The organism is Deltaproteobacteria bacterium GWC2_65_14 (assembly GCA_001797615.1).
GTDB lineage: Bacteria > Desulfobacterota > Deferrimicrobia > Deferrimicrobiales > Deferrimicrobiaceae > GWC2-65-14.
Genome location: MGPV01000009.1, coordinates 1 through 14,927 on the forward strand (window position 1 = coordinate 1; position 14,927 = coordinate 14,927).

General features: G+C 68.6%; 16 protein-coding genes. 14 read left to right on the plus strand and 2 right to left on the minus strand.

Translation table 11 applies throughout. From position 1 onward, the window contains the following. Both A2X88_00100 and A2X88_00105 read right to left on the minus strand, forming a co-directional pair. The coding region (locus A2X88_00100) for a hypothetical protein (GenBank protein OGP35520.1) at positions 1-989 on the minus strand (989 nt) is incomplete at its 3' end. After that, entirely contained in the window at positions 986-2,152 is a 1,167-nt protein-coding gene (locus A2X88_00105; GenBank protein ID OGP35521.1) for a hypothetical protein, read from the minus strand. The genes A2X88_00100 and A2X88_00105, both read right to left, overlap by 4 nt. A 104-nt stretch (positions 2,153-2,256) precedes the next feature. Between A2X88_00105 and A2X88_00110 the strand changes: the two genes are divergently transcribed. The 14 genes from A2X88_00110 to A2X88_00175 all read left to right on the plus strand — a co-directional run bounded on the left by A2X88_00110 (position 2,257) and on the right by A2X88_00175 (position 14,921). Then, positions 2,257-3,234, plus strand: a complete 978-nt coding sequence (locus A2X88_00110) for a riboflavin biosynthesis protein RibF (GenBank protein ID OGP35566.1) — start codon at positions 2,257-2,259, stop codon at positions 3,232-3,234. After that, positions 3,231-4,637: a hypothetical protein gene (locus tag A2X88_00115; GenBank protein OGP35522.1), complete on the plus strand. Its 1,407-nt coding sequence runs from the start codon at positions 3,231-3,233 to the stop codon at positions 4,635-4,637. Before A2X88_00110 ends, A2X88_00115 begins: the two co-directional genes overlap by 4 nt. A 40-nt stretch (positions 4,638-4,677) precedes the next feature. Then, on the plus strand, positions 4,678-4,944 hold the full coding sequence (locus A2X88_00120; protein ID OGP35523.1) for a hypothetical protein: 267 nt from the start codon (positions 4,678-4,680) through the stop codon (positions 4,942-4,944). Positions 4,945-4,979: 35 nt separating this feature from the next. Next, entirely contained in the window at positions 4,980-5,966 is a 987-nt protein-coding gene (locus A2X88_00125; GenBank protein OGP35524.1) for a hypothetical protein, read from the plus strand. Then, complete coding sequence (locus A2X88_00130; GenBank protein OGP35525.1) at positions 5,963-6,724, plus strand: hypothetical protein; 762 nt, start codon at positions 5,963-5,965, stop codon at positions 6,722-6,724. Before A2X88_00125 ends, A2X88_00130 begins: the two co-directional genes overlap by 4 nt. Positions 6,725-6,899: 175 nt before the next feature. Further along, the gene (locus A2X88_00135; protein ID OGP35526.1) at positions 6,900-8,147 is read left to right on the plus strand and encodes a transcription termination factor Rho; all 1,248 of its coding nucleotides are present in this window, start codon (positions 6,900-6,902) and stop codon (positions 8,145-8,147) included. Between the two features lie 31 nt (positions 8,148-8,178). Further along, positions 8,179-8,382: a 50S ribosomal protein L31 gene (locus A2X88_00140; protein ID OGP35527.1), complete on the plus strand. Its 204-nt coding sequence runs from the start codon at positions 8,179-8,181 to the stop codon at positions 8,380-8,382. A 22-nt stretch (positions 8,383-8,404) separates the two neighbouring features. Beyond that, positions 8,405-9,121, plus strand: a complete 717-nt coding sequence (locus A2X88_00145) for an FAD-dependent thymidylate synthase (protein ID OGP35528.1) — start codon at positions 8,405-8,407, stop codon at positions 9,119-9,121. A 30-nt stretch (positions 9,122-9,151) separates the two neighbouring features. Then, on the plus strand, positions 9,152-10,219 hold the full coding sequence (locus A2X88_00150) for a peptide chain release factor 1 (GenBank protein OGP35529.1): 1,068 nt from the start codon (positions 9,152-9,154) through the stop codon (positions 10,217-10,219). Positions 10,220-10,230: 11 nt separating this feature from the next. Further along, positions 10,231-11,085, plus strand: a complete 855-nt coding sequence (locus A2X88_00155) for a protein-(glutamine-N5) methyltransferase, release factor-specific (protein ID OGP35530.1) — start codon at positions 10,231-10,233, stop codon at positions 11,083-11,085. Positions 11,086-11,093: 8 nt separating this feature from the next. Continuing rightward, entirely contained in the window at positions 11,094-12,362 is a 1,269-nt protein-coding gene (locus A2X88_00160; protein OGP35567.1) for a UDP-N-acetylglucosamine 1-carboxyvinyltransferase, read from the plus strand. 18 nt (positions 12,363-12,380) lie between these two features. Then, on the plus strand, positions 12,381-13,661 hold the full coding sequence (locus tag A2X88_00165; GenBank protein OGP35568.1) for a histidinol dehydrogenase: 1,281 nt from the start codon (positions 12,381-12,383) through the stop codon (positions 13,659-13,661). Positions 13,662-13,668: 7 nt separating this feature from the next. After that, entirely contained in the window at positions 13,669-14,259 is a 591-nt protein-coding gene (hisB, locus tag A2X88_00170; protein ID OGP35569.1) for an imidazoleglycerol-phosphate dehydratase, read from the plus strand. Continuing rightward, entirely contained in the window at positions 14,256-14,921 is a 666-nt protein-coding gene (locus A2X88_00175) for an imidazole glycerol phosphate synthase, glutamine amidotransferase subunit (protein OGP35531.1), read from the plus strand. The genes hisB and A2X88_00175 overlap by 4 nt, the downstream gene beginning before the upstream one ends. The last annotated feature ends 6 nt before the right edge of the window (positions 14,922-14,927 follow it).

Sequence of the window (14,927 nt, forward strand, 5' to 3'; positions counted from 1 at the left end):
CCCTTATTCCCCAGGGCGAGGGAGGTCGACAGGGCGACCCAGCAGAGGAACCCGATGAGCAGTCCGGCGCCGATGCTTCTCCAGACCCCTCCCTTCCGGGGAGACCGGAGGGCGACCGGCACGGCGAGCAGGCTCACGATCACGTTCAACAGCGGGTACGAGAGCTTCGCGTGCAGGTCCACCTCGTACCGGTGCACGTCGTACCCCCGCTCCCGGGAATCCCGGACATAGTCGGACAGCTGGAAGTAGGTCATCTCCCCCGGCGGGGTCTCCCCGTCCAGGAAGGCCTGCATCGTCTCCGGGAAGTCGAACCGCTGGATCCGGAACGGCTTGGCCTCCGCGTCTCCCGCGAAGATCCGCTCGCTCCCTTCGCCAAGCTCCCAGGCTCCCCCCTCCAGGAAGATCGCGGTGCGGGCATCGACGCGCCGGACCGGGCGGAACCGCCCGTCGAGCTCGAAATACTGGAATCCGGACAGCTTCCGCCCCTGGGGGTCGACCACCTGGGCGGAGAGGATGCCGCCCGGCCCGCGGACCCAGTACCGGTTCAGGGAGAACTGGGCGTCGATCTTTCCGGGACGGACCCGGAGTCTGGCGATCTCCCTCGCCTTCCGGTTTGCCCAGGGGACGAGGCTCTCCTGGGCGGACAGGGTGGCGCCGGCGAGGAGGGCGCAGCACAGGATCATCGGCGCCACGGCGCGCAGGAGACTGATCCCCCCGGAAAAGAGAGCGGTGAACTCGTTCGCCCGGGCCCTCAGCGAAACGGTGATCAGTACCGCCAGCAGCACCGCGACCGGAGAGATCATGAGAAAGATGTTCGGCGCCCCGTACAGGTAGTACCGGAGGATTTCCCCTACGCTTGCCTGGTGCCTGAAGAACTCGTCCGCCCGGTCGACGAAGTCGATCACCAGGAACAGGACCAGAACCGCTCCGAGGCAGGCGGCCGCCATCCGGAGGAATTCCTTCAGCAGGTAGCGGGTGACGACCCTCATCGCGATCCCCGGAGCCTCTCGAACAGGTTCGGAATCAGCACCAGCCGGGACTCGGAACGGACCAGGAACCAGCCCGCCAGAACGATCCCGACGGCATTGGGGGTCCACAAAAGAACTTCCATCACCCACGGCATGGTCGGTTCCAGCGCTCCCCCCGCGGCGAGGAAGATGTAGTACAGGAGAATCACCGCGACGGTCAGCGCGAGGGCCGGAGACTTCCCCCGCGCCCGCTGGGAAAGGCCCAGCGGAATGGCGAGAAGGCCGAAGGCGAAGCAGGAAGCGGCGAGCGAAAGGCGTCTGTGGAAGTGGTACCGGAAGGAGGCGAAGCGGCCCGTTCCCCCCGTCTCCACGATCCGGGTCCACAACTGCGGGAGGGTGAGACGGCGCGGGGAGTCCCCGTCTTCGGGCCCGGAAGCCTCCCGGGGGAGACGGAACTCCATGCTGGAGAACGCCGCGAGACGGTACACTTCCGATTTCCGGTCTTCATGGTGGATGCTTCCCCGGGAGAGCACGATCCCGAGGGGAGTGTCCCCCGCTTCCGGAAGGAACTCCCCCTCTTCCGCGAAGACGATCAGCGGGTCCTGCCTCTCCATGCGCTGGGAGAGCATCACCCCCGTCATCCTCGTGCCGTCGGAGGAGACCCGGTCGGGAAACAGGAGAATGCCGGGGGCGATCTCCCGGAACACATGCTCCTCGGCGGCCGCCCCCGCCCGCAGCGAGACGATCCGGGCGATCGTCGCCTCGAGCTGCCGGTTCCCCCACGGAATTCCCGCCCAGCCGATGTAGAGATTTGCGAGGCCGGTCACGACGCTCACCAGCAGCACCGGGAGCACGAGCCCCCGCATCCCCACTCCCGCCGTGCGCAGGGCGGTCGTTTCCGAGTCGGAGGCGAGCCTCCCGAAGGCGAGCAAAATGGCCAGGAGCAGGGCCGCCGGGAGGGTGATCTGCAGAAAGGTGGGGAAGAGGCAGAGCAGCATCTTCCCGACGAGCTTCGCGGGGACCCCTTTCGCCACCACGAGGTCGGCCAGCCTGGCGAACCGGTGGAGAAGGATGACCAGGCTGAAGGTGAACAGGCCGATCAGGTACGGCCCCGAGATCTCGGCCAGGAGATACCGGTGGATGACCTTCATGCGCCCGATTATACCTTCGGGAAGGGCCGGCATGACGACATTTCCGGGGGATGCGGAGGAATACGGATGTAGTATCCTACAAGTCGGGGGACCTGCCGGGGCATGAGCGGGAGGCCCCCGGGAAAGAGGCGGCGAAGATGATCGTGGTGCGAGGATCCTCCGCGTTTTCGTCCCGGCAGGGCGTTTCGCTGACGGTCGGGAACTTCGACGGAGTGCATCTCGGGCACCAGGAGCTGCTCCGGCGGACCGTCGACCTGGCAAAACGGGAAGGAACGGTCTCGGTCGCCCTCACCTTCTCGCCCCATCCGGTCCGGTATTTCTCCCCCGGCGCCCGCTTCTACGAGATCACGACCGGGGAGGAGAGGGCGGCGCTCATCGCCGCCGCGGGGATCGACGCGCTGGTGGTGGAGTCCTTCGACGAGGGGATCGGGCGGATGTCCCCGGAGGAGTTCGGGCGGGAGATCCTCTCCCGGAGGCTTTCCGCCCGCTGGGTGACGGTGGGATACGATTTCACGTTCGGGAAAAGCCGGAGCGGTTCCCCGTCCGAGCTCCGTCGGATCGGACAGGAGGCCGGGTTCGAGGTCTGCGTCGTCCCCCCCGTCCTCCGCGGCGGACTCATCGTCAGCTCCACCCGGATCCGGGACCTGCTCCTGGCGGGCAGGGTGCGCGAGGCGGAGGAGCTTCTGAGTCGCCCCTTCGTGCTGTCGGGGCCGGTGGTGACCGGCGCGGGGCGCGGGAAGAAGCTGGGGTTTCCCACCGCGAACGTCCGGTTCTCGCAGGAGCTGGTCCCCCTGCCCGGGGTCTATGTCGTGGAGGCGGAGGTCGACGGCGCGCTGCACCGGTCGGTGGCGAACGTGGGGTTCTCCCCGACCTTCGGGGAAAACTCTCTGGGGCTTGAGGTGTACCTGATCGACTTCGAGCGGGATCTCTACGGGAACCAGGTTGCCGTCCACTTCCGGGACCGGATCCGGGACGAGCGGAAGTTCAAGACGGTCTCCGACCTCGCGCGCCAGATCGAGGCGGACGTCCGCTTCGCCCGGGAGGCGAAATATCCCAGAAGAAGACCCCTTGGAGGGAGGGAGGAGTCGGCCGGGGCGGGAGGCTCTCCGGCATGAAAGGCCTTTTTCCGGCGCTGCTCGCCCTCTGCGCCTTCCTCCTTCTTGCCGCCTGTTCCCCCGGGGGAGGCGACCCCTCCCGGAACCTGCCGGACGTCGCCGCGCTGCAGCAGGCGTTCGTCGGGGCGGTCGAGCGGGCGGTTCCGGCGGTGGTGAACATCCGGACGGTCACGCGGTATCCGCTCCGGGGGCCGTCGGGTCCCCGGTCCGGGAGGGAGGAGATCCAGGACTACCTCCGGGACATGCTCGAGGAGAACGGGGGATTCCGGGAGAACTCCCTCGGGTCCGGCGTCATCGTGGGGGAAGACGGCCTGATCGTGACGAACGAGCATGTCATCCTGGACGCCGACGAGATCGTCGTCCGGCTGGCCGACCGCTCCGAGTACCGCGCGAAGGTGATCGGCGCAGACTCGCGGACCGACATCGCGCTCCTCCGGATCCAGCCTTCCCGGAAGCTTCCCGTGGTTGTCCTCGGGGATTCCTCCCGCCTCCGGGTCGGGGAGTGGGCCATCGCGGTGGGGAATCCCTTCGGGCTGGAGAGCACCGTGACCGTGGGCGTGATCAGCGCGACGGGGCGGACCGATCCGGGAAACGACTCCGTCTCCGAGTTGATCCAGACCGACGCTTCCATCAACCCCGGAAACTCCGGAGGCCCGCTCCTGAACACGCGGGGGGAGGTGATCGGGATCAACTCCTCGATGGTGAGCGCGGGGCAGGGGATCGGCTTCGCGATTCCGATCAACACGGTGCTCGCGATCGAGGAGGAACTGGCGCGCAGCGGGACGGTTCGCCGCGGATGGCTCGGGGTCGGCATCCAGCCGCTGACCGGGGACCTGGCGGAATCGTTCGGCGCCCGGGGGGAGGCCGGGGTTCTCGTGAACCGGGTCTTCCCGGACAGCCCGGCCTCCGCCGGGGGCCTTCGCGGGGGGGACATCGTGATCGCCTTCAACGGCGCGGCGGTCAAGGGGGTGAAGGAGTTCCAGAAGCAGGTCGCCTCCGCATCCCCGGGAGACCCGGTGACGCTGGAGATTCTGCGGGAAGGGAAGCGGATGTCGGCCCGGGCCGTCGTCGCCGAGATGGACGCGCCGGCGCCGCGTCGCGCCTCGAAAAAGGTTCCGCTGGACCCCTGGGGGCTGTACGTCACCGGGATCCCGAGGAAGGTCCTGCGCGGGATGGAAATCGAAGGCGGGGTGGAGGTGGCGACGGCCGACCCGTCGGGTCCTGCGGGGAGAGGAGGAGTGCGCGAGGGAGACATCCTGCTGCGGATCAACCGGGAGCCGGTGACGGGGATCGCCGCCTACCGGAAGATCCTCGCGAAGCTTCCCGCCGGGAAGATGGTGTCGGTCCTGGTGCTGCGGGAGGGCGGACAGATGTATCTGGCGTTCCGGAACAAAGACCGGTAAAAAGGAAGGGAAGACACGGGATCGCCCAAGGAGGGGAGAGATGGGGGTCGTGAAGGATCCTGATGTGGCCCGCCGGATCGCGCGGGCCGTCGTTTCGGACATCGCGCTCTACAACTCGAAGAAGGTGGAGGAGGGGATCGCGAACGACAACCTGTTCGACCTGCTCCGGGACGAGATCGAGGAGGGGCGCAGCTACTATCTGAGCCGGGTCGACCCCGAGGTCGTGCAGAGCACGAACTTCTTCAACCGGGCGCTCGTCGACCTCCTCGTGAAGCCGGCGGGCCGGATCCCCTCCAGGGTCTGGTAGCCGCCGCCGGGCGGCCGCCCGGCGCGCAAGGCGTCTTGACGGAGATCCGCAGGATCCAGGTTTCCCCGGAACGCGCGGGAGAGCGGCTGGACCGCTTCCTCTCCGAGTCCCTTCCCGGCGTTTCCCGTTCCCGAGCACGCAATCTCATCGACGAGGGGCACGTCACCGTCCGGGGAAAGGCCGCGCGTCCTTCCGCGCGCGTCCGGGAAGGGGAGGAGATCGCGGTCCGCATTCCGCCGCCGCGACCCATGGAGCTGCTTCCCGAGGACCTCCCGGTGAAGGTGCTGTTCCAGGATCCCCACCTGATGGTGGTGGAGAAGCCGGCCGGGATGGTGGTCCATCCTTCGCCCGGGCATCCGGGCGGCACGCTGGTCCATGCGCTCCTCTCCCGCGCCGACCGCCTTTCCGGGATCGGCGGGGTGGAGCGGCCCGGCATCGTCCACCGGCTGGACCGCGACACCTCCGGCATTCTCGTGGTGGCCAAGCACGACGCGGCCCATGCGAAGCTGTCCGCGCAGCTGGCGACCCGCAACATGGCGCGCCTCTACCGGGGGATCGTCTGGGGAAGGCCGCCGGAGGCATCCGGCATCGTCCGCACCCGGATCGGGAGGCACCCCGTGCACCGGAAGAAGATGGCGGTACTCCCGGAACCGGGCGGGGAGAGCGGTTCCGCCCGCGGGCGCTCCCCCGGGCGCGCCGCGGTGTCCCGGTACCGCTGGATCGAATCGTTCGGCCCCTGCTCCCTGGTGGAGTTCCGGCTCGAGACCGGCAGGACGCATCAGATCCGCGTCCACTGCAGGCATCTGTCCTGCCCGATCGTCGGGGACGACGTCTACGGGAGGTCCCGGGAGGTGCGCCTCGCGGGAGTTCCGCCCTTCCGGGTCTCCCGGTTCCTTCTCCATGCGTGCCATCTGGGGTTTTCCCATCCCCTCACCGGGGAATGGCTGGAATTCTCGGTGGAGGATCCCCCGGAGTTCGCGCGGTTCCGGGAGTCCCTTCTGCGGGAAGGGGAACCGGGATGATCCTTCCCCGGATGGTCCAGTCCCCCCTGCTCCGCTCCGCATCGGGGGTCTTCCACGTCTTCCAGGGGATCGACCCGCAGCCCGGGAGGGGCGAGGAAGAGAGGCTGCGCGCGGTATTCTGCGTGCCCCCCGACAGGGTGGGAACCCTGCTGCAGGTCCACTCCGGGACCGCCCTGGAGATGGAGGAGGGAGACGCCTGGGACGGACGCCGCGCGGGGGACGCCCTGTGGACCGCCGTCCCCGGTACGGGCGCCGGCGTGTACACCGCGGACTGCGTGCCCGTCCTGCTCGCGCATCCCGGCGTGCCCGTGTGCGCCGCGATCCATGCCGGCTGGCGGGGGCTCGCCGCGGACGTGATCGGGGAGGCGGTGCGCGCCATCGCCGCGCGGTTCGGGAGCTCCGCGACGGACCGGATCCTCGCCGCCGCCGGTCCCTCCGCCCGGGGGTGCTGCTACGAGATCGGGGAGGAGGTGGCGGATCTCCTGGCCCCCCTGCCCGGCGGGGGCAGGCACCTGCGGAAGGGAGGGGCGCCGGGGAAGTGGACCGCCGACCTTCCCTCGCTCGCCGCGGAGGCGCTCGTCGTTTCCGGGATTCCCCGGGATCGCCTGGAGATCGCCGGCCCCTGCACGGTGTGCAGCCGCGCGTTCCATTCCTGGCGGAGGGAAAAGTCCTTGACCGGCCGCCAGCTAAGCTTTATCTATATTGCTGGACCCCCCGGCGGAGGGGCCGATCCCCGAAGATCCGGAAGACTCCGGTGAGCGGCGGACCGGGAGGGATGCGGATGGGGATTTTCCTTGACATCCGGAATCCCCGGGGCGGAAAATGAATCATAAGGTCGGATGAGTCGCCTGCCGGAGTGTTTCCACCCAATCGTTGACCACAGACACCATGTCGGGAAATCCGCACAGGATCATCGTATCCAGGAGAACATGCATGAATCTGAAAGAGCTGAAGGCCATGCGGATCGGGGACCTTACCGAAATCGCGAAAAGCCTCCACGTGGACGGGGCGGCCGGGCTGAAGAAGCAGGAGCTGATCTTCGCCATCCTGCAGGCCCAGACCGACCAGGAAGTCGTCGTGTCGGGAGAAGGGGTGCTCGAGGTGCTCCCGGACGGGTACGGGTTCCTCCGCTCGCCGGACTCGAACTACCTCCCCGGCCCCGACGACATCTACGTGTCCCCCTCCCAGATCCGCCGGTTCGCCCTCCGGACGGGAGACACCGTGACCGGACAGATCCGCTCTCCCAAGGGGGACGAGCGCTACTTCGCCCTCCTGAAGGTGGAGAAGATCAACACCGAGGATCCGGAGGTCAGCAAGGACAAGATCATCTTCGACAACCTGACCCCGCTCTATCCGCAGGAAAAGTTCATGATGGAGCATGTCCACGACAACTACTCGACGCGGGTCATCGACCTCATGGCGCCGATCGGCATGGGGCAGCGGGCGCTGATCACCTCCCCGCCGCGCGCCGGGAAGACGATCATCCTCCAGAACATCGCGAACGCCCTCTCGAAGAACCACCCCGAGGTCGTCCTCATCGTCCTGCTCATCGACGAGCGGCCCGAGGAAGTCACCGACATGCAGCGCAGCGTGAAGGGGGAGGTGATCTCCTCGACCTTCGACGAGCCGGCCCAGCGGCACGTGCAGGTGGCCGAGATGGTGCTGGAGAAGGCCAAGCGCCTCGTGGAGCACAAGAAGGACGTGGTGATCCTCCTGGACAGCGTCACCCGGCTGGCGCGGGCCTACAACGCCGTCGTCCCGCCGTCGGGCAAGGTGCTCTCGGGCGGGGTGGACGCGAACGCGCTCCAGAAGCCGAAGCGGTTCTTCGGCGCTGCACGGAACATCGAGGAGGGGGGATCGCTGACCATCATCGCCACCGCCCTCATCGAGACCGGGAGCCGGATGGACGAGGTGATCTTCGAGGAGTTCAAGGGAACGGGGAACATGGAGCTGGTCCTCGACCGGAAGATCTCGGAGAAGCGGATCTTCCCGGCCATCGACATCAACAAGTCGGGGACGAGGAAGGAGGAGCTCCTGCTGGAGAAGAGCGTCCTCCAGAGGATCTGGGTCCTGCGGAAGTTCCTCTCCCCGCTCTCCCCGGCGGAAAGCATGGAGTTCCTCCTGGACAAGATCTCCAAGACGAAGACGAACAAGGAATTCCTCGAATCGATGAATACGTAAGGCTCGACCCCGCGAGAGGAGCCATGGTCCCATGAGGGAAAACATCCACCCGAACTACGTGAAGTCGGCCGTGAAGTGCGCCTGCGGCAACACCTTCGAGACCGAGTCGACGGTTCCGGAGATCAAGGTCGCCATCTGCGCGAACTGCCACCCCTTCTTCACCGGCAAGCAGAAGCTGATCGACACCGCGGGCCGGATCGAGAAGTTCGAGAAGAAGTACAGGAAGGTCCGCTAGAAGGCGCCGCCCCCAATTTTCCGTGAACGTCCTCCTCCTGCAGTGCACCCCGGAGCCCGAGCGGCTGGTGGCCCTTGCCGCCCGTCTCTGCTACTCGCCGGCGACCATCGGCGACCTGCGGGAGGAGATCACCCGGAAGGATGTCCGCAGCCTCGTCCGGCGGGTTCTCTCGATGGGGCACGCCTCCGTCCTCGAGCATGTCGCCTTCACCTTCGGCGTGGAGGGGATCTCCCGGGCCGCTTCCCATCAGCTCGTGCGCCACAGGATCGCCTCCTACTCCCAGCAGAGCCAGCGGTACGTCTCCTCCGACTTCGGGTACGTGGTTCCAAAGGCGCTCCGGGACGGGAATCCGGGCGGCGGGAAGGGCCGGCTGGCGGGGCGGTTCGAGCGGCACATGCGGCAGAGCTCGGCGCTCTACGGGGAGATGCTCCGCGGGGGGATCCCGGCGGAGGACGCCCGCTTCGTGCTCCCGAACGCCACGGAGACGAAGATCCTGGTGACGATGAACGCCCGGGAGCTGCATCACTTCTTCTCGCTGCGCCTCTGCCGCCGCGCCCAGTGGGAGATCCGGGAGATGGCGGGGCGGATGCTCGCGATCGCCCGGGAGCAGGCCCCCCTGCTCTTCGAGAAGGCGGGCCCGGGGTGTGTCCGCGGCCGCTGCCCCGAGGGGGAGATGAGCTGCGGGGACCCGAAGGGGGTCCGGGCGGAAATCGCGGCCCTGGGGAAGGGGTCCCCGTGAGAACGCCTACGAGAATGCCGGAGGTCGCCGTTGCAGGATAAGCTGGCATCGATCGCGGCGCGGGTCGAGGAGATCAACCGCATCCTCTCCGATCCGGCGGTGTCGGGGGATCGGCGGGAGCTCCAGAAACTCGGCCGGGAGCTGGCCGAGCTGCGCCCCCTCTCCGACGCCTACGGAGAGCACCGGAGGATCGTCCGGGAACTGGAGGAGAACCGGGAGCTCGCCCAGTCGGAAAAGGATCCCGAGATGCGGGCGATGGCCAAGGAGGAGATCGCGCGGCTCTCGGCGGAGCAGGAGCGGATCGAGGCGCAGCTCCGGGTCCTCCTCCTGCCGAAGGACCCCAACGACGAGAAGAACATCCTGATCGAGATCCGGGCGGGCGCCGGCGGGGAGGAGGCGGCGCTCTTCGCCTCCGAGCTCTTCCGGTCCTACTCCATGTACGCGGCGGGAAAGGGCTGGAAGGTGGAGGTGCTCTCCCAAAGCGACACGGGAATCGGGGGCACCCGGGAGGTCATCGCGATGATCGAGGGGAAGGGGGCCTACAGCCGCCTGAAGTACGAGAGCGGGGTCCACCGGGTCCAGCGGGTTCCGGAGACGGAGGCGGGGGGGAGGATCCACACCTCGACCGTCACCGTGGCCGTGATCCCGGAGGCCGAGGAGGTGGATGTGCAGATCGGCCCCGACGACCTCAGGATCGACGTCTTCCGCTCCTCCGGGCCCGGGGGGCAGAGCGTGAACACCACCGACTCGGCGGTCCGGATCACCCACACCCCCACCGGCCTGGTCGTCTCCTGCCAGGACGAGAAGTCCCAGCTGAAGAACAAGTCGAAGGCCTTGAAGATCCTCCGGTCCCGGCTCTACGACCTCGAGCTGGAGAAGCAGCGGTCGGAACGGGCCGACATGCGGCGCTCCCTGGTGGGGACCGGAGACCGGAGCGAGCGGATCCGGACCTACAATTTCCCCCAGCACCGGGTGACGGATCACCGGATCGGCCTCACGGTCCACCAGCTTTCCCAGGTGATGGACGGGGGGTTCGACCCGTTCGTGGAGGCGCTGGTCGCCCACGCCCAGGTCGAGGCGCTCAAGCACACCGGGTGAGGACCTCTCCCATGCGCCTTGCCGAACTCCTCGCTCGGTGCCGGCGGGAGATGGAATCCCGGGGGCTTCCCCCGGACCCCGACTCCGAGATCCTCTCGGCCGCCCTCGCCGGCGTGGCCCGGCCCAGGCTGTTCGCGGAGCGGGAGCGCGAGGTGGGCGACCCGACCTCCGTGCTGGAAGGATGGATCCGGCGGAGGGCCTCGGGGGAGCCGCTCCAGTATATTCTCGGCGACTGGGAATTCTACGGGAGGGAGTTCCGCCTCTCCCGAGACACCCTCATCCCCCGCCCCGAAACGGAAGGGCTGGTCGAAGGGGTGGTCGAGGGATGGAAGCGGTCCGGCAAATGCGCGGGGCTTCTGCTGGACGTGGGCACCGGGTGCGGGGCGATCGCCGTAACGTTGGCCGCGGAGCTCCCCCGGGTCCGGGTGGTGGCCGTGGACGTCTGCATGGGCGCCCTGTCCGTCGCCAGAGGGAACGCGCTGCGGCACGGGGTCCTGGGGCGTGTCCGGCTCCTCCGGTCGGACGCATATTCCGCCTTGAAAAGCGGGGCCCGTTTTGATGTAGTGATTTCAAATCCTCCGTACGTCTCCGAAACGGAATGGGAATCCCTTCCCCGGGAAGTGCGGGACTTCGAGCCTGCCGTCGCGCTGCTGGGAGGGCCGGACGGGCTTTCCGTGATCCGCCGACTGGTGCGGGAAGGGGCCGGGTTCCTCCTCCCCGGGGGGGAGCTCCGGTGCGAAATCGGGGAAACGCAGGGAGATGCGGTGCGTCGTCTCCCTTGCGGCCCGCTCCGTTTCGCAGGCGTGGAGAGGGATCTCGCCGGGCGCGACCGGGTGGCCCGCTGGGTGCTCCCGGCGGCGGAATAGGGGGAAGTCTGGACACCTTTCATGTCCGGGGAGGGCGGCGGCTCCAGGGATCCGTCCCGGTTTCCGGGGCGAAGAACGCCGTCCTTCCGATCATGGCCGCAGCGCTGCTCGCGGACGGCCCCGTCGAGATCCTCGGGGCCCCCTTCCTTCGGGACGTCGACACCTTCGGCCGGCTCCTCGGGCAGATGGGGGCCGGCGTGGAGCGGATCGCGCCGGAAGGGGGGCGGGGGGGGATCCGGGTCGTCTCCCGCCCGGATCTGAAGCCGGAGGCCCCCTACGACCTGGTCAAGACGATGCGCGCCTCCGTGCTGGTCCTCGGGCCGCTGGTGGCGAGGTACGGCAGGGCGAGGATCTCCCTTCCCGGGGGATGCGCGATCGGGGCGCGACCGATCGATCAGCACCTCAAGGGGCTGGAGCGGCTCGGAGCCCGGACGACCCTCACGGAGGGGTACATCGAGGCGGAGGCCGGACGACTGTCCGGGGCCACGGTCACCTTCGATCTCCAGACGGTCACCGGGACGGAGAACCTGATGATGGCCGCTACCCTCGCGCAGGGGACCACCGTGCTGAAGAACGCCGCCCGGGAGCCGGAGATCTGCGACCTGGCGAAGGCGCTCCGGGCGATGGGAGCGAGGATCGAGGGGGACGGGACCGGCGAGATCGTGATCCACGGCGTGCCCGCCCTCTCCGGCGCGCGGCACGAGGTGATGGCCGACCGCATCGAGGCGGCGACCCTGCTGCTGGCGGGGGCGATCACCGGGGGCGACGTCACCGTGGAAGGGGCGGACCCCGCTGCGATGGACTCGGTCCTATCGAAGCTTGCCGAGAGCGGGGCTTCCGTCTCGACGGTTTCGGGCGGGGTGCGGGTCCTGCGGGACGGGCCGATCCGCTCGGTGAACGTGAAGACCTCCCCCTACCCCGGGTTTCCGACCGACGTGCAGGCGCAGTTCATGGCCTACATGTGCCTGGGGGACGGCTTCAGCATCGTCCGGGAGACGATCTTCGAGAACCGGTTCATGCATGTGGCCGAGTTGCGGAGGATGGGGGGACGGATCGACGTCTCCGGGAACACCGCGGCGGTCAAGGGGGTTCCCGCGCTCTCCGGCGCTCCCTGCATGGCGACCGACCTGCGGGCCTCGGCCTCCCTCGTGCTGGCCGGGTTGGCCGCGTCCGGGACCACCGAGATCCTCCGGATCTACCACCTCGATCGGGGGTACGAGTCGCTGGAGAAAAAACTTTCCTCCCTGGGGGCGGAGATCGCCCGGGTCCAGGAATAGGAGGCGGATGTGCGCTGGGTGAAGTCGGGGACTGCGGCATTCCGGAACGCGCTGCTCGCCGCGGAGCGCCGCGGGGGAACGGAGTCGGACAAGGTCCGTCCGGTCGTCTCCGAGATCCTGGCCCGGGTCCGGAAGGGAGGGGACGACGCCCTGGCCGAATACACCCTCCGCTTCGACCGGTTCGACCCGCGGAGGACGGGGTTCCGCCTCTCCCCGCGGGCCGTGGAGGCCGGCTGGTCGCGGACGTCGAAGCGGCTCCGCGGGTCGCTCGAGGCCGCCGCGGAGCGGATCGACGCCTTCCACCGGAAGCAGCGGGAGGAGGGGTTCACCCTGGAATATCCCGGGGCGGTCGTGGGACAGAGGGTCCTCCCGGTCGCCCGCGCGGGGGTGTACGTCCCCGGGGGAAAGGCGGCCTACCCCTCGACCCTGCTCATGAACGCGATTCCCGCGCGGGTGGCGGGGGTTCGGGAGATCTACGCCGCCTGCGCCGCACCGGGAGGAACGGTTCCGGACGTCGTCCTCGCGGCGGCCCGGATCGCCGGGGTCACCGGCCTGTTCCGCATCGGGGGAGCGCAGGCGATCGCGGCGCTCGCGTACGGAACGGAATCCGTTCCGAAGGTCGACGTGGTGACCGGCCCCGGGAACGCCTACGTGACGGAGGCCAAGCGCCAGGTGTACGGGACGGTGGGGATCGACATGCTCGCGGGGCCCAGCGAACTGGTCGTCCTGGCCGACCGGACCGCGCGGGCGGCCTACGTGGCGGCGGACCTGCTCTCCCAGGCCGAGCACGACGAGGACGCCTTCGTCGCCCTCGTGACCGATTCCCCGGCGCTCGCCCGGAAGGTCGGCGCGGAACTCTCCCGGCAGTCGGCGGCGCTTCCCCGGAAGAAGATCCTGGCCGCCGCGCTTTCCCGCGCCTGCGGTTTCCTGGTGAAGGGGATTCCCGAGGGGATCGAGACGGTGAACCGGCTGGCGCCGGAGCACCTCTCCGTGATGGTCGAGGACCCCTGGGCCGCGCTCGGAAAGATCCGGAACGCGGGGACCGCCTTCCTGGGGCCGTACAGCCCCGTCGCCGTGGGGGATTACATCGCCGGGATCAACCACACCCTCCCCACGGGAGGGGCGGCCCGCTTTTCCTCCCCTCTGGGGGTGGCGAACTTCCTCAAGAGAATTAACGTGGTATCATATCAATCCCAAGCCCTTGCCGTCGACGCGCCGCATGTCGTGCGGATCGCCGGGAAGGAGGGGCTGCTTGCGCACGCGAGGGCGGTGCGGGTGCGGACGGAAGGGGGGGGCTGACATGGCCATGCCGAGGGAAGCGCAGAGTTCCCGGAAGACGAAGGAGACCGACATCTCGGTGACGCTCCGGCTGGACGGGGCCGGAGAGGGGAGAATCTCCACCACGGTCCCCTTTTTCGACCACATGCTGACGCTCTTCGCTCGCCACGGCTTCTTCGACCTGGCCGTCGCGGCGAAGGGGGACACCGACGTCGACTTCCACCATATCGTCGAGGACGTGGGAATCTGCCTCGGGGAGGCGTTCCGGCGGGCGCTCGGGGACATGACGGGGATCGCCCGGTACGGCCACGCGAGCCTGCCGATGATCGAGGCGCTGGCCGAGGTCTCGGTGGACGTCTCGGCCCGCCCCCACCTCGTGTTTCGGTGCCCTCTCGCGCGCGAGAAGGTCGGGACGTTCGACGTCGAGCTTGTGGAGGAGTTCCTCCGGGCCTTCTCCCAGTCCTCCGGCATCTGCCTCCACGTGAATGTGCCGTACGGATCGAACGCCCACCACACCGTCGAGGCGGTCTTCAAGGGGCTGGGGCGGGCGATGTCCGATGCGGTCCGGCCCGACCCGAGGGTCCGGGGGGTTCATTCGTCGAAAGGCGTCCTGGGATGAGCGGGGAGGCGGCCATCGGGGTCGTCGACTACGGCATGGGGAACCTGCGCAGCGTCGGCAAGGCGCTGGAGTCGCTCGGGTTCCCGGTGATCGTGAGCGGAAGCCCGCGGGATCTCTCCCGGTGCCGGGGGATCGTGCTGCCGGGAGTGGGGGCGTTCCGCGACTGCATGGAGAATCTGCGGCGGCAGGGGCTGATTCCCTTCCTGTCCGACCGCCTCGCGGAGGGGAGTCCGTTCCTCGGGATCTGCCTCGGGCTGCAGGTCCTCTTCACCGAGAGCGAGGAGTTCGGGCGGTACGAAGGGCTCGGGTTCCTCCCCGGGAAGGTGGTCCGGTTCCCGCGCGGTCTTTCCGGGCCCTCTCCGTCGGGGAAGAAGTCGGTCCTCAAGGTGCCCCATATGGGATGGAACCAGGTCGCGCGTGTGCAGGACCATCCCGTGCTGCGGGGGATCCCGGACGGGACCTACTTCTACTTCGTCCACTCCTATTACGTGTCGCCGGAGGACCCCTCGGTGGTCGCCTGCCGCACCTCCTACGGCGTCGAGTTCGCCGCCGCCGTGGGGAAGGGGAACCTGCTGGCGGTCCAGTTCCACCCGGAAAAGAGCCAGGCGGCGGGCCTTGCGGTTCTCTCGAGCTTCGGGCGTCTGTGCCGCGAGGCGGCGTGAAGGAGG

Bases quoted from the DNA above. Each gene is read 5' to 3' on its own strand.
- A2X88_00135 (OGP35526.1), top strand. From the start codon at position 6,900: ATGAATCTGAAAGAGCTGAAGGCCATGCGGATCGGGGACCTTACCGAA.
- A2X88_00130 (OGP35525.1), top strand. From the start codon at position 5,963: ATGATCCTTCCCCGGATGGTCCAGTCCCCCCTGCTCCGCTCCGCATCG.
- A2X88_00140 (OGP35527.1), top strand. From the start codon at position 8,179: ATGAGGGAAAACATCCACCCGAACTACGTGAAGTCGGCCGTGAAGTGC.
- A2X88_00175 (OGP35531.1), top strand. From the start codon at position 14,256: ATGAGCGGGGAGGCGGCCATCGGGGTCGTCGACTACGGCATGGGGAAC.
- A2X88_00110 (OGP35566.1), top strand. From the start codon at position 2,257: ATGATCGTGGTGCGAGGATCCTCCGCGTTTTCGTCCCGGCAGGGCGTT.
- hisB (OGP35569.1), top strand. From the start codon at position 13,669: ATGCCGAGGGAAGCGCAGAGTTCCCGGAAGACGAAGGAGACCGACATC.
- A2X88_00120 (OGP35523.1), top strand. From the start codon at position 4,678: ATGGGGGTCGTGAAGGATCCTGATGTGGCCCGCCGGATCGCGCGGGCC.
- A2X88_00105 (OGP35521.1), bottom strand. From the start codon at position 2,152: ATGCCGGCCCTTCCCGAAGGTATAATCGGGCGCATGAAGGTCATCCAC.
- A2X88_00155 (OGP35530.1), top strand. From the start codon at position 10,231: ATGCGCCTTGCCGAACTCCTCGCTCGGTGCCGGCGGGAGATGGAATCC.
- A2X88_00115 (OGP35522.1), top strand. From the start codon at position 3,231: ATGAAAGGCCTTTTTCCGGCGCTGCTCGCCCTCTGCGCCTTCCTCCTT.